The sequence below is a fragment of the Burkholderia sp. MSMB2157WGS genome, from assembly GCF_001532755.1.
GTDB lineage: Bacteria > Pseudomonadota > Gammaproteobacteria > Burkholderiales > Burkholderiaceae > Burkholderia.
Genome location: NZ_LPJG01000021.1, coordinates 328118 through 341182, shown reverse-complemented (window position 1 = coordinate 341182; position 13065 = coordinate 328118). Strand labels below are relative to the sequence as shown.

Annotated in this window: 14 protein-coding genes; 6 read left to right on the top strand and 8 right to left on the bottom strand. The window is 67.3% G+C overall.

Translation table 11 applies throughout. The annotated features are described in order from the left end of the window. The 3 genes from WT53_RS14960 to WT53_RS14950 form a co-directional block, all read right to left on the bottom strand. Window positions 1-239: ATP-binding cassette domain-containing protein (locus tag WT53_RS14960; RefSeq protein WP_156447881.1), on the bottom strand; the 239-nt coding region annotated here is incomplete at its 3' end. An 11-nt stretch (window positions 240-250) separates the two neighbouring features. Then, on the bottom strand, window positions 251-2002 hold the full coding sequence (locus WT53_RS14955; protein WP_034204512.1) for an ABC transporter permease subunit: 1752 nt from the start codon (window positions 2000-2002) through the stop codon (window positions 251-253). Between the two features lie 80 nt (window positions 2003-2082). Continuing rightward, complete coding sequence (locus WT53_RS14950; RefSeq protein ID WP_034204511.1) at window positions 2083-2292, bottom strand: phosphate transporter; 210 nt, start codon at window positions 2290-2292, stop codon at window positions 2083-2085. 254 nt (window positions 2293-2546) lie between these two features. On the opposite strand from WT53_RS14950, the gene WT53_RS14945 reads away from it, so the two are divergent. From WT53_RS14945 to WT53_RS14935, 3 genes are all read left to right on the top strand, one after another. Next, window positions 2547-3491: a metallophosphoesterase gene (locus tag WT53_RS14945; protein ID WP_034204510.1), complete on the top strand. Its 945-nt coding sequence runs from the start codon at window positions 2547-2549 to the stop codon at window positions 3489-3491. Window positions 3492-3512: 21 nt separating this feature from the next. Continuing rightward, window positions 3513-3854 (top strand): cupredoxin family copper-binding protein, encoded by a 342-nt coding sequence (locus WT53_RS14940; protein WP_034204509.1) that lies wholly within the window; start codon window positions 3513-3515, stop codon window positions 3852-3854. 94 nt (window positions 3855-3948) lie between these two features. Further along, window positions 3949-4410 (top strand): cupin domain-containing protein, encoded by a 462-nt coding sequence (locus WT53_RS14935; protein ID WP_034206145.1) that lies wholly within the window; start codon window positions 3949-3951, stop codon window positions 4408-4410. A gap of 158 nt (window positions 4411-4568) precedes the next feature. Here the strand turns inward: WT53_RS14935 and WT53_RS14930 are convergent, their stop codons facing one another. Together WT53_RS14930 and WT53_RS14925 are read right to left on the bottom strand one after the other, a co-directional pair. After that, complete coding sequence (locus WT53_RS14930; RefSeq protein WP_034204508.1) at window positions 4569-5738, bottom strand: alpha/beta fold hydrolase; 1170 nt, start codon at window positions 5736-5738, stop codon at window positions 4569-4571. 94 nt (window positions 5739-5832) lie between these two features. Continuing rightward, window positions 5833-6543 (bottom strand): HAD family hydrolase, encoded by a 711-nt coding sequence (locus WT53_RS14925; protein ID WP_034204507.1) that lies wholly within the window; start codon window positions 6541-6543, stop codon window positions 5833-5835. A 244-nt stretch (window positions 6544-6787) separates the two neighbouring features. On the opposite strand from WT53_RS14925, the gene WT53_RS14920 reads away from it, so the two are divergent. Together WT53_RS14920 and WT53_RS14915 are read left to right on the top strand one after the other, a co-directional pair. Continuing rightward, a complete protein-coding gene (locus WT53_RS14920; RefSeq protein WP_011547377.1) occupies window positions 6788-7096 on the top strand; it encodes a helix-turn-helix transcriptional regulator in 309 nt (102 codons plus the stop codon). Window positions 7097-7176: 80 nt separating this feature from the next. Further along, window positions 7177-8238 (top strand): alkene reductase, encoded by a 1062-nt coding sequence (locus WT53_RS14915; RefSeq protein WP_034204506.1) that lies wholly within the window; start codon window positions 7177-7179, stop codon window positions 8236-8238. Between the two features lie 66 nt (window positions 8239-8304). Here the strand turns inward: WT53_RS14915 and WT53_RS14910 are convergent, their stop codons facing one another. From WT53_RS14910 to WT53_RS14900, 3 genes are read right to left on the bottom strand one after another with little or no spacing between them, the layout of a single operon-like run. Further along, window positions 8305-9585 carry an MFS transporter gene (locus WT53_RS14910; RefSeq protein ID WP_034204505.1) on the bottom strand — a complete coding sequence of 427 codons (1281 nt, stop codon included), beginning with the start codon at window positions 9583-9585 and terminating at the stop codon, window positions 8305-8307. Between the two features lie 13 nt (window positions 9586-9598). Continuing rightward, window positions 9599-10771, bottom strand: a complete 1173-nt coding sequence (locus WT53_RS14905) for a porin (protein ID WP_034204504.1) — start codon at window positions 10769-10771, stop codon at window positions 9599-9601. Between the two features lie 60 nt (window positions 10772-10831). Beyond that, a complete protein-coding gene (locus WT53_RS14900; RefSeq protein ID WP_034204503.1) occupies window positions 10832-12019 on the bottom strand; it encodes a M20 aminoacylase family protein in 1188 nt (395 codons plus the stop codon). On the opposite strand from WT53_RS14900, the gene WT53_RS14895 reads away from it, so the two are divergent. Continuing rightward, the gene (locus tag WT53_RS14895; RefSeq protein WP_230624755.1) at window positions 11943-13052 is read left to right on the top strand and encodes a LysR family transcriptional regulator; all 1110 of its coding nucleotides are present in this window, start codon (window positions 11943-11945) and stop codon (window positions 13050-13052) included. The genes WT53_RS14900 and WT53_RS14895 overlap by 77 nt on opposite strands. The last annotated feature ends 13 nt before the right edge of the window (window positions 13053-13065 follow it).

Below are 13065 nucleotides of genomic sequence, written 5' to 3'. Positions count from 1 at the left end.
ATCAGGCCGGCGATGATGCGCAGCAGCGTCGACTTGCCCGAGCCCGATCGGCCGAGCAGGCCGACGATCTCGCCTTCTCGCAGCGACAGATTCGCGTCGTCGAGCACGAGCAGCTCGCCCTGCGTCTTGTTGAAGCCGCGGTTCACGTGCTCGACGCGCAGGATTTCCTCGCCGAGCCGGGGCGGCTGCAGCGGCTGGGACGTCTTGACGGGGGCGTTGATAACGGTCGGATTTTGCATCGCGCTTACTCTCAATCGAGACGGAGCCGGGATTCCGCATAGGCGTACATCGGACGCCACAGCAGGCGGTTGAACAAGGTAACGAACAGGGACATCACGGCGATGCCGAGGATGATCTTCGGGAAATCGCCGGCGGCGGTCGTTTGCGCGATATACGAGCCAAGACCGTGCGCGACGACCTTCGTGTCGCCCCACTGCACGAACTCGGACACGATGCTCGCGTTCCACGCGCCGCCCGATGCGGTGATCGCGCCCGTCACGTAGTACGGGAAAATGCCCGGCAGAATCGCCTGGCGCCACCACTGCCAGCCGCGGATGCGGAAATTCTTCGTCGCTTCCTTGTAGTCGTTCGGATAGGACATCGCGCCCGCGATCACGTTGAACAGGATGTACCACTGCGTGCCGAGCACGATCAGCGGCGACAGCCAGATATCCGCGTTCAGGTGAAAGCGGACGATCACGATCACGAACACCGGGAACAGCAGGTTCGCCGGAAACGCGGCGAGGAACTGCGCGAGCGGCTGGACCTTCTCGGCCAGCTTCGGGCGCAGCCCGATCAGCACGCCGAGCGGCACCCAGATCGCCGACGCGATCGCGATCAGCACCAGCACGCGCAGCAGCGTGACGAGCCCGAGCACGAGCACGTGGCCGACCTCGGCCATCGTCACGCCGGTCGCGACGAAACTGACGACGCGCCACACGACGTACACCGTCAGCACGATCACGAACGCGCCCCACACGATGTCGCCGATACGCGACGAACGGCGCGACGATGCGCCGCGCGCACGCGTGCCCTTCAGCGCCGGCAGTCGCAGCGGAATCCGGGCGGCCTGCGACAGCAGCCAGCCGGCCGGCACGAGCAACTGATGGATCAGGTGCGTGCGACGCATCATGTCGAGCAGCCACGATTGCGGCGCATCGCCCGACGCGGTGTTCTCCATTCGGAACTTGTCGGCCCACGCGACCAGCGGGCGGAACAGGAACTGGTCGTAGGCGAGGATCACGACCGACATCGCGACGATCACCCAGCCGACCGCGCCGAGATTTTTGTCCGAGATCGCCTGCGCGAGATACGCGCCGATGCCCGGCAGCGTGATCGTCTGGTTGCCGACCGTGATCGCCTCCGATGCGACGACGAAGAACCAGCCGCCCGACATCGACATCATCATGTTCCAGATCAGGCTCGGCATCGAGAACGGCACTTCGAGCTTCCAGAAGCGCTGCCACGCCGTCAGGTGAAAACCGCGCGACACTTCGCTCAAGTCGCGCGGCACCGTGCGCAGCGATTGGTAGAAGCTGAACGTCATGTTCCATGCCTGGCTCGTGAAGATCGCGAAGATCGCGGCCAGCTCCGCACCGAGCACGCGCCCCGGAAACAGCGCGAGGAAGAACGTGACCGTAAACGAGATGTAGCCGAGCACCGGCACCGACTGCAGGATGTCGAGGATCGGGATCAGCACCATGCCCGCGCGGCGGCTTTTCGCGGCGAGCGTGCCGTAGACGAGCGTAAACACGAGCGACGCGACCATCGCGGCGAGCATTCGCAGCGTGGTGCGCAACGCATATTCGGGCAGGCTCGCCGGATCGAGCGAGATCTTCTGCGTCTGCAGCACGCCGATCGGCGCCATCGTCTGGTGAAAACCGACGATCGCCATCGCCAGCACGCAGATGATCAGCGGAAACGCGACGGCATCCCAGCGGTTGGGCAGCACGCGCCACGCGGAGGCGTTGGCGGTGCGGTTCGGATCGAAACTGATATCCATCGGTAGCGTCTTGTGTCGAATTGAAAATCGATGGGTCCGGTCGCGTGCCGCGCGGCCGGGCGGCGCACTCGCGGCGCGAATCAGGACAGCCCGTGCGGCGCCCGGTCCGGGATGGCCGGCCGCGCGAACGGCAGCACCGAGCCCGCCTTGACGAAGCGGAAATCGGCACCGGGATGAATGCCGGCATCGGCGATGCCGCAGGCAATGATCGGAAAAAACGGCGCGAGGCCGAAGGTGCGCATGCGGTGACCGACCGCACCGACCGTGTCCGTTGCCGCGAGGTTCGGCATGAAGGGCTCCGGAGAGGTGATTCGGAGTGGGAGGCTATCGGGCGGTCGTGACGCAAATGTGACGTGTCACTTACAGGACATTGACAGGTCATCCGGCGGGTGTCGTGCCTCGACCCGTCGGCCGCCGACACGGGGATTCGATCTCGCAACGGTCGGGAATAAATGCGCCGCCTCGCCGGTATCGCATGCGAAGGCGCCGGCTTATTCCAGGACGATCCGGCCGTCCGGTTTCGTCACACGAATGCGAGGCTCACATGTCTTCATCGACCCCCACCCGCCCGTCGCGCCGCAAGGCCCTGCAGTGCATGGCCTTCGGCGGGCTCGGCACGCTGTTCACGCTGTCGGGCGGCATCCTCACCCCGTTCGACCTCGCGCTCGCGCAGACCGGCGACGCGCGCCCGGCCGACGCGGGCCGGCCGCTGTTCGTGCAGATCAGCGATACGCACATCGGTTTCAACAAGGACGCGAATCCCGACGTGTCGGCCACGCTGAAGCAGACGATCGACCTCGTCAACGGGATGCCTGCGCTGCCCGCGCTGACGATCCATACCGGCGACATCACGCATCTCTCGAAGCCGGAAGAATTCGATCGCGCGTCGCAGTTGCTGTCCGCGCTGCGCGTGCCGGAACTGCATACGGTGCCCGGCGAACACGACGTCACCGACGGTTCGGGCGCCGAATATTTCGGCCGGTTCGGCAAGGCGTCGGACAACCGCGGCTATTACAGCTTCGACCATGCGGGCGTGCACTTCATCGGCCTCGTCAACGTGATGCACTTCAAGCCGAACGGACTCGGCAGCTTCGGCGACGAGCAGCTCGCATGGCTCGCACAGGATCTGAAAGGCCGTTCGTCGAGCACGCCGATCGTCGTGTTCTCGCACATGCCGATGTGGACCATCTACGAACCGTGGGGCTGGGGCACCGGCGACGCGCCGCAGACGATGGCGCTGCTGCGCCGCTTCGGCTCGGTCACCGTCCTGAACGGGCACATCCACCAGATCGTGTCGAAGGTGGAGGGCAACGTGACGTTTCATACCGCCCGCTCGACCGCGTTCCCGCAGCCGACGGCCGGCAACGGCCCGGGCCCCGTCCCGCTCACGGTGCCGCACGACCGGCTGCCGTCGATGCTCGGCGTGACGACCGTCGAATTCGCCGGCCATCCGGTCGCGTCGTCGCTGCACGATGCGACGCTCGCCTGATCAAAACATAAGGAGAACGACATGATCCGCTTCCAACGCGCTCGAATCGTCGCGATGCTGATCCTGTGCGGCGCGGCCGCCGGCACGCCGCCCGCCGCATTCGCGCAGGCCCCGAGCGGCCCGCTCGTGACGATCCGCAACTTCATGTTTTCGCCGATGTCGACCACGATCAAGGCCGGCACGACGATCACGTGGAAGAACCTCGACGCGGAGCCGCATACCGTCGTCAACGACGCCGGCATCTTTCATTCGAAGGCGCTCGACCAGGACGAGACGTACGCGTTCCGCTTCGACAAGCCCGGCGTCTACAAGGTGTTCTGCGGGATTCATCCGTACATGAAGGAGACGATCACCGTCGAATGACGCGGCCCGCTACGACACGCGCGGGCGAACGACGGGCGGCTGCCGCCTACAATGAACGTCGCCCTCTTTGCCCGCGAGTCAGATGGAGTCGCTCATGCCAAAAATCGATCTCGATGCCGTGCCCGAACGCCGCGGCAGCGGCTATCCGCAGCCGTTCGACGCGCCGTGCGCGCGGCGTATCCGCCAGCGTCTCGGCGACGCCGGCGGCCTGCGCGATTTCGGCGTCAACCTGATGCGCGTGCCGCCCGGCGGCTGGTCGGCCCAGCGGCACTGGCATTCCGACGAGGACGAATTCGTCTACGTGCTCGAAGGCGAACTCGTGCTGATCGAGGACGGCGGCGAGACCGTGCTGCGCGCGGGCGACTGCGCGGCTTTTCCGAAAAATTCCGGTAACGGTCATCACCTGGTCAACCGATCGAGTGCGGTCGCCGTCTATCTCGAGGTCGGCTCGCGCTCGCCGGACGACGTGATCACCTGCCCGGACATCGACATGATGAGCCCGAGCCGCGACGGCCGGTTTCTGCACAAGGACGGCACGCCGTACCCGGACGCGTGACGCCTGCGCCGGCCACACCCGCCCGGCCCGCAGTCGCGCACGGCCGGCGTCGTCTCCATCGCCGCCCGGCGTATGGCGGCGGACCACGTAGCCGTGCGCAGGCTTCTCCCGATATTTTCCCGATCGATTTTCGTCACGGGCGAGCGTTGCATGCAGGCTCACTGCCCCGCTGCGCGCAGGTCCGGCGCCGTGCCGGCGACGACCGGACACGACGGCGGCAACGCCTGCCCGAACAACACGGCCAGCCCGCAAGCGGACGTGAACATGCCGAGGCCGTCATGCCCGACACCCGGCACTTCGACGACCTGCTGCGCGAGATCGGCCGGATGCCGCTTCTTCAGGTATTCGAAATAGGCGAGCCCGCGCGCCAACCGGTACGGCCCCTGCGCCATCGCCGCGCACGAGCGGTCGATGAAATGCGTGTAGGGATTCGTGTCGGCCTGCCCGAGCAGGTACACGACATGGCGCGTGACGTAGCGCGTCTCGAGATCGCCCACGTCCTGCGACGCAACGTAAGGCGGCGCCGATTTCAACCCGTACTTCCATTCGGTCGCGCGCGGACAGACGCCGCCTGCAAGCGCGTCGGCATTCGGCCGCTCGTCGTCGAAATACAGGTAGCTCGACGGGTTCGCGACCACGTAGCGCACGGCGATGCCCGCCCGCGCGAGCGCGTCGCCTTCGCGCCCGGCCACCGCATAGCGCTGCAGCAACTGTGCGCCGGCGGAGTGGCCGATCACGACGACCGTGGATAACGACGGGTACAGGCTGCGGTCGGCGAAATGCGCGAGCAACGCGTCGAGCGCCGCGAAAGAGCTGAGCGGGCCCGGCTCGCGCGCCGGTTCGCCGCCCTTCCATCCTTCCTGCGTCCACGCGAGCGTCGGTGCGGGCAACGAAAACGCGCGCACGTCGGCGCGTGTCAGGAACTGCGGCGCGACCACCATCGTGCCCGCGCCGAGCGCACCGGCCTTTTCGACGACCTTGCGCCCCGCTGCGTAATACGCGTCGGCGTTACGCAGCGTGCCGTGAATCACGATGAACACGCGCGTGACGTCGGGCGCGGCCTGGTCGAGCGGACGATCGGCGTAGACGGGCAGCATCGCGCGGCCCTGCGGCGTGTCGACGGCCATCCGCTGGTCGGCGACGGCCTTGACCGGCGCTTCGAGACGTTCGCGCTGCGTGGGCGTGGCGGCATCGGCCGGCTGCGCGCCGGCCAGCATGCCGGCCGCGGCGCAGGCGAGCGCAAGCGGAACGGCAGATGAAAGGGCTCGGGCGGCCCACAGCGCACGCGCGCGTCGGAGGCGGGCAAAGGCGACGGATATGACGGACATGGCGGAATTGGCGGCGGCTCGGGTGGCGGATATGGGTTGAACGGCGATGGTCGCAGAATCCGTCGCGCACTGCCGGCCCGTTGCGGAAAACGGGTCAGCCGGCCGGTTGCGCACCCGGTTCGACGTCGGCGCACGCGTCGCCCGAGCGGCGCTGCATCTGCTGCACGATGGCGGCCAGTTCACCGATATGCGTCGGCACCGCCTGCTTGCCGGCGCGCGCCCACGCATCGAACGACGTCATGCCGCTCACCGCGCCGACGAACGGCACGCCGGCGCGCTCGGCCGCCTGCGCGTCCACTGCGTGGTCGCCGACGTAGATCGCCGCCGCGGCAGGCAGGCCCAGCCGCGCGAGGGCCTGCACGAGCCCTTCGGGGTCCGGCTTGTGGCGCTGCACGTCTTCCCCGCCGATCAGCACGTCGATCAGCGATTGCAAGCCGTGACGTTCGAGAATCGCGTCGATCCGGTAGCGAAACTTGGACGACACGATCGCGACGGCGAGCCCTTGCTCGCGCAACGCCGCAAGCAGCGGCGGCACTTCGGGATAGATGCGGGTGCCGGACACCATGATCTCGTCGGCGCGCGCCACGAAGTGCCGCGCGAACGCATCGGCCCGCGCCGCGCCGGTTTCTCCCGTCAACGACCGGAACATGTCCGGCAGCGGCAGCCCGATCACTGCGCCGATCTGCGCGGGCGTCGGGCCGGCGGCGCCGAGCCGGTCCAGCGCATGCTCGGTGCACGCGATGATCGCGGCGGACGAATCCGCCAGCGTCAGGTCGAAATCGAATATCACGGCCCGGACTGGCATCAAAGACTCCGTAAGCAAAGCACGATGCCACGTATGTTACGCGGGCGGCGATACGAGATCGTCGACGCGATGGCCAGACACCGGCGCCCTGCGTCGAACGTGCCCTCGTCGTGATCCGCCCCCGCGATCGGCGCACGCTATCAACCCCATTGCCGACAGTGCTTTCAAGCATATCGCAAAAAGACGATATAAGATTCGCCCATCGACGATACCCGTTGCCTGATCGAAACACCCCAGCCTTTCCATGCCGACCGAACTCGACATCGACGCGATCCTGAAAGCGCTCTCGAACCCCGTGCGCCGGGAAATCCTCGTCTGGCTGAAAACGCCCGGCGAGCATTTTCCGCAGCAGACGCTGCCGTACGAACACGGCGTCTGCGCGGGCCAGATCGACGCGCGCTGCGGGTTGTCGCAGTCGACCGTGTCCGCCCACCTCGCCACGCTGCAGCGCGCGGGGCTCGTGACGTCGACGCGGATCGGCCAATGGGCGTTCTTCCAGCGCAACGAGGCCGTCATCGACGCATTTCTCGACGCTCTGCGCCGCGAACTCTAGCCAACGGCCGAACCGGCCATCCGGGGCGCCGCCGCACACGACGCGACGGTTTTCCCGCCTTTCGTAAGAGGTTATCTGCCATGCCCACGCTGTTCGATCCCGTTACCCTCGGCGAACTGACCCTGCCGAACCGCATCGTGATGGCGCCGCTCACCCGCTCCCGTGCGGGCGCGACGCGCGTGCCGAACGCGCTGATGGCGCGCTACTACGCCGAGCGCGCGTCGGCCGGCCTGATCATTACCGAAGCGACGTCGGTCACGCCGCAAGGCGTCGGCTATGCCGACACGCCCGGCATCTGGTCCGACGAACAGGTCGAAGGCTGGAAGCAGATCACGCAGGCCGTGCACGCGGCCGGCGGGCGCATCGTGCTGCAGCTCTGGCACGTCGGCCGGATCTCCGATCCGATGTTCCTGAACGGCGACCTGCCGGTCGCGCCGAGCGCGATCGCCGCGGGCGGCCACGTGAGCCTCGTGCGTCCGCAGCGCCCGTACGTGACGCCGCGCGCGCTCGAACTCGACGAAATCCCGGGCATCGTCGCCGCGTACCGCAAGGGCGCCGAGAATGCGAAGGCCGCCGGCTTCGACGGCGTGGAGATTCACGGCGCGAACGGCTACCTGCTCGACCAGTTCCTGCAGGACAGCACCAATCGCCGCACCGACGCGTACGGCGGCCCGATCGAGAATCGCGCTCGCCTGCTGCTCGAAGTGGTCGACGCGGCGATCGACGTGTGGGGCGCCGGCCGCGTCGGCGTGCACCTCGCACCGCGCGGCGACGCGCATACGATGGGCGACTCCGATCCGGCGGCAACGTTCGGTTACGTCGCGCGCGAACTCGGCCGCCGCAAGATCGCGTTCATCTTCACGCGCGAATCGTATTCGGGCGACCAGTTGAGCCCGCGTCTGAAGGAAGCGTTCGGCGGTCCGCTGATCGCGAACGAGCAGTTCACGCTCGATACCGCGCAGGCCGCGCTCGCGAACGGCAGCGCCGACGCGATCGCGTGGGGCAAGCTGTTCATCGCGAACCCTGACCTGCCGCGCCGCCTCGAAATCGGTGCGCCGCTCAACACGCCGGTGCCGGAGACGTTCTACGCGCAAGGCGAAACGGGCTACACCGACTACCCGGCGCTGAGCGACGCGGCCTGACGGCCGGCGACACGCGCGGCGCACGGACCGTGCGCCGCGCCCTTCCCGTCGCCTGGGCACGCTGCTTCAGCGTGCCGTCTCCTCGCGAAACAATGCGAGGCCGACGAAACTGGCCACCCCGCCGCCGAGCACGTACCAGGCCGGCGCATAGAAGCTGCCCGTCGCACGCCACAGCGCGCTGACGATCAACTGCGCGAAACCGCCGAAGATCGTCACGCCCAGCGCATAGATCATCCCGAGCGACGTCGCACGGACTTCCGGTCGCAAGGCTTCGAGAATCATCACGAAGCCCGCAGGGCTCGACAGCGTCATCAGACCGATCAGCACGACCACGACCGCCAGCACGGTGAAGACCGACGGCCATGTGCGCATCGCATGAAACGCCGGCAGCACGAGTGCCGTCGAGATCGCGCACACCGTTTGCAGCATCGGCTTGCGGCGGCGCAGGCGGTCCGCGAACCGACCGGCGAACGGCGAGCCGGCCAGCATCACCGCGCCCGCCGTACAGCCGGACAGCAACGAGACGGAAGCCGGCATGCCGAGTGTCAGCGTCAGGAACGACGGCAGGAAGAACACGATCGTATACATCGTCGACGTGCCGCCGATCACCAGCAACGTGCCGGCCGCGACCTGCCGCCACGGAATGCGGCGGCTGACACGCGGCGCGCCCGCAGCCGGGTGCGGCAGCGTGTCGTCGAGATGGCGTCTCAGATAAAACCCGACCGGCCCGATCAGCAGGCCGAGCACGAACGGCACACGCCAACCCCAGCCTTGCAGCGCATCGGGCGGCAGCCAGCGCGACAGCGTCAACGCGACGAGCGCGCCGGCAAGCGCCGCGCCGCCCTGGCTGGCCATCTGCCAACTGACCAGTTCACCCCTGCGGCGGGCGCCGCCCGACTCCATCAGCAACGTCGTCGCGGCCCCGACCTCGCCTCCTGCCGAAAAACCCTGCAGCAGCCGGCCGATCACGATCAGCAGCGGCGCCGCGATGCCGATCTGCGCGTAGGTCGGCGCGAATCCGATGATGCCGGTGCCGAGCGCCATCAGCGCGACGGTCAGCACCAGCGCGGGCTTGCGCCCGACGCGATCCGCATACGCGCCGATCGCGACGCTGCCGAGCGGCCGTGCGACGAAACCGACGCCGAAGGTCGCCAACGACAGCATCAACGCACCCGCATCGCTGGATGCCGGAAAGAACAGCCGGCCAATCAGTACCGCGAAGAAGCTGTATACGGTGAAGTCGAAGAATTCGAGTCCGTTGCCGAGCGCAGCCGCGGCGACGGTTCGCCGCATCGCGCGTCGTTCGTCGATGGTCTGCGCGGCAGCCGCGCGATTCAGGGTGCTCATCCGAAGCCCTCGTTCAGAAGTTGTGATACATGCCGAGCGACATCGTCACGGGCGTCGTGCCGGTACGCGGCGTCGTGCCGCCGGGGTCGGTCGGCAACGGATTGCCGTTCAGCAGAACGGTCGACACGCCGTAGTTGCGGATGAACCCCGCCCGCGCGTAAAGACCGGTACGTTTCGACAACAGGTAGTCGTAGCCGAGCATGACGCCAAGCGCCGAATCCTTCACCGGCCGGCCGGCGACATCGCGTACGCCCGACGTATCGCGATAGACGACCGACGCGCGAACCGCATTCACGCCGAACGGCACGATCGTGCCGAGGGTGTACACGCGTGCGATCCCGTCGCCGGCCAGTTTCGGCGCATATTGATTGAACGACGCGGACAGCACGAGCCGCCCCGTGTCGTACACGGCGCCGAGCCCGTACAGGTCGTTGCGGACCGTGCTCGCGCCGTTGATGCCCCACACCTGGTTGTAGCTCGCCGCCAGATAGGTCGTGCCGTTGTACCACTGCAGCAGTGCGCCCTGCGCGGACGCCGCCGGTGCGCGCCCCGCGACGTTGCTGGGCGCGTACATCAGCATCAGCATCGTGGTGCCGGCCACGATCGGCGTGCGATAGGTGATCGCATTGTCGACGCGTGCCGGCAGTTGTGTCGCGCCCGGTCCGAGGTCGCTGTTGTAGCCGACGCCGCGCGCGGTCTGCACGGCGGCCGCGCCGAGCCACGTGTAAACCGAATTGGTGCCCACGGTGCCGAACACGTCGATGAACAGCGGCAACCCCGTGCCGATCTGCTTGCCGACTCGCAGCCGGCCATAGCGGTCGGACATCAGGCCGATCCACGACTGCCGGTTGAAGAACGACTGCGTATCCTGCTGCGCGCCGTTGTTCGCGAGAAAGCCGCTTTCGAGATTGAATTCGGCGCGCCACCCGCCGCCGAGATTCTCGCGCCCGAAGAAGCCGAATTTCGACGTCCACTCGCCGCCGCTCTGGGTCTGCCACGTCGACCGCCCACCCACCGACTGGTAGTTGATCCCCATGTCGACGGAGCCGTACAGCGCCACGCCCTCCTTCAATCCGCCGTTGAACTCCGGCACCGCCGCGAGCAGTACGTCCTGATACGGCACCGCGCAGGCACTTCCGGCACCCAGCGCCAGACACGCCGCACCCCATGCCAGCCTCTTCTTCATTCGTTTTCCTTATTTTTCAGCGAGAAAATTCCGAATTGCCGCGACTGGCCGACGCGCTCGTCAGACCGTGGCCAGGAAGCGTTCCGCGATGCCGACGAAATAGGCGGCGCCCCAGCCGAGCGCCTCGTCGTTGAAGTCGTAGCCCGGGTTGTGAACCGAGCAGCCGCCGTGCGAATCGATACCGTTGCCGAGCATCACGTAGCACCCGGGCACGCGTTCCGTCATCCATGAAAAATCCTCGCTGCCCATCACACCGTCGGGAAGCAGCGTGAGCGCGCCGGCGCCGGCCAGCGCCGTGATCGTCTCGACCGCGAGATCCGCGGCGGCGGCATCGTTGACGACCACGCGCGAGATGGCCTGATAATCGACCTGCGCAACGGCCCCGTAGGCCTGCGCCTGCGCGTCGGCGATCCTGCGAATCCGCGCCTCGACCTCGTCGCGCGTGGCCGCGTCGAGCGAGCGGACCGACAGTTGCAGCGTCGCCGTCTCGGGAATCACGTTCGGGGCCGTGCCGGCATGGAACGTACCGACGGTCACCACTGCCGCCTTGGCCGGATCGATGTTGCGGGCGACGATCGATTGCAGCGCAGTCACGATGTTCGCCGCCGCAACGATCGGATCGCACGCGTGCTGCGGCATCGCGCCGTGCCCGCCCTTGCCCGTCACAGTGACCGTCACCGAATCGGACGACGCCATCATCGCGCCGTAGCGCAACGCGAAATGACCGACCGGTACGCCAGGCGCGTTGTGCAGCGCATAAACGCGCTCGCACGGAAAGCGCTCGAACAAGCCCTCCTCGATCATGCGCCTTGCGCCGCCGAGCCCTTCCTCCGCGGGCTGAAAGATCACGTTCAGCGTGCCGTCGAAGCGTCCCTGTGCGGCCAGATGATGGGCGGCCGCAAGCAGGATCGCGGTATGGCCGTCGTGACCGCATGCGTGCATCGTCCCGGCGACCGTGCTCGCATGAGGCAGGCCCGTTTCTTCCCGGATCGGCAACGCGTCCATGTCGGCGCGCAGGCCGAGCGTGCGCGACGACGTACCGCGCCGCAACCGGCCGACCACCCCGGTGCCGCCGATACCGGTCGTCACGTCGAAGCCCCACTCGGTCAATTGCGCGGCGACGATCCGCGCGGTGCGGCTTTCGGCAAAACCGAGTTCCGGGTGGGCATGGATGTCGCGTCGGATCGCGACGAAGCGGGGGGCGGTTTCACGGATCGCCGCGAGCGTCCGGGCAAAGTCCTGCGTCATGTCTGGCTCCATTGGATCGGCTGCATCGCAACCGCTGCGGCCAAGTATGGAGAGACGCGCCGGGTCAAAAAACACATCAATTTTGATACGGATAAGATTTGGTTATATCCTCCGCATCATGAAAACCCATCAATTGCGCGCGCTGGTCGCAGTGGCCACCGCAGGCAGCATCAAAGCTGCCGCGAAAACCATGCATGTCAGCCAGCCGGCCGTCAGCAAGGCGATTCAGGAACTGGAAAGCGAATTCGGCGTGGCGCTTCTGGAACGCAAGCCGTGGGGTGTCGTGCCGACGCCGGAAGGCGACGTCCTGCTCGGCCGCGCGCATGCGGTCGTGCGGGAGATCGAGCGCGCACGCGACGACATCGCGCATCTGAAAGGGCTGCGCGAAGGCAGGCTGGTGCTCGGTTTCACGCCGATCGTCGCGGTCACGGGGTTCGCCCACGCCTATGCCGAATTTCGACGCCACTGGCCCCATGTCGAGTGCGAACTGCGCGAACTGTCGTTCAGCCAGTTGACCGAGCAGTTGCACAGCCGGACCCTCGATCTCGCGTTCGCGGCCATCACCGGCGAGGTCGCCGAGTCCGCCGACGTGAAGCCGATCCGCACCTTCGACACGGCATTCGTCACCCGCGAGAACGGGCGTTTCGCCGGCGCGACATCCCTGGACGCGCTACGCGATGCCGAGTGGATCCACACCGATCCGAGCGACAATTTTCCGGCGCACATTCGCGCGCTCCATGCGCACGCGGGCCTGCCGGCGCCGCGTTGCATCACGCGCTGCACGTCGTATGCGCTGTTCTACAGCCTGCTTCTCACGACGGATGCCATCTTCTCGTGGACCCGGCACTCGCTGTCGGAAACCGTGTTCGGCCAGGCGCTCACGCCGCTCGCGCTGCCGCTGTCGCCACCACCGCTGCAGCTCTATCGGCTCACGCCGCCCGGATTGCAGTTGACGCGCCCCGCGACGGATTTTCTCGCGTACATCGAAGCTGCGTTCGCGTCGCGTTCGTTCGGGAGCGACACGCGGCGCTGACGGAATCGGTCCG

Coding starts and splice junctions, on each gene's coding strand:
- WT53_RS14955 (WP_034204512.1), bottom strand. CDS start 2,002: ATGGATATCAGTTTCGATCCGAACCGCACCGCCAACGCCTCCGCGTGG.
- WT53_RS14950 (WP_034204511.1), bottom strand. CDS start 2,292: ATGCCGAACCTCGCGGCAACGGACACGGTCGGTGCGGTCGGTCACCGC.
- WT53_RS14945 (WP_034204510.1), top strand. CDS start 2,547: ATGTCTTCATCGACCCCCACCCGCCCGTCGCGCCGCAAGGCCCTGCAG.
- WT53_RS14940 (WP_034204509.1), top strand. CDS start 3,513: ATGATCCGCTTCCAACGCGCTCGAATCGTCGCGATGCTGATCCTGTGC.
- WT53_RS14935 (WP_034206145.1), top strand. CDS start 3,949: ATGCCAAAAATCGATCTCGATGCCGTGCCCGAACGCCGCGGCAGCGGC.
- WT53_RS14930 (WP_034204508.1), bottom strand. CDS start 5,738: ATGTCCGTCATATCCGTCGCCTTTGCCCGCCTCCGACGCGCGCGTGCG.
- WT53_RS14925 (WP_034204507.1), bottom strand. CDS start 6,543: ATGCCAGTCCGGGCCGTGATATTCGATTTCGACCTGACGCTGGCGGAT.
- WT53_RS14920 (WP_011547377.1), top strand. CDS start 6,788: ATGCCGACCGAACTCGACATCGACGCGATCCTGAAAGCGCTCTCGAAC.
- WT53_RS14915 (WP_034204506.1), top strand. CDS start 7,177: ATGCCCACGCTGTTCGATCCCGTTACCCTCGGCGAACTGACCCTGCCG.
- WT53_RS14910 (WP_034204505.1), bottom strand. CDS start 9,585: ATGAGCACCCTGAATCGCGCGGCTGCCGCGCAGACCATCGACGAACGA.
- WT53_RS14905 (WP_034204504.1), bottom strand. CDS start 10,771: ATGAAGAAGAGGCTGGCATGGGGTGCGGCGTGTCTGGCGCTGGGTGCC.
- WT53_RS14895 (WP_230624755.1), top strand. CDS start 11,943: ATGTCGCGTCGGATCGCGACGAAGCGGGGGGCGGTTTCACGGATCGCC.
- WT53_RS14900 (WP_034204503.1), bottom strand. CDS start 12,019: ATGACGCAGGACTTTGCCCGGACGCTCGCGGCGATCCGTGAAACCGCC.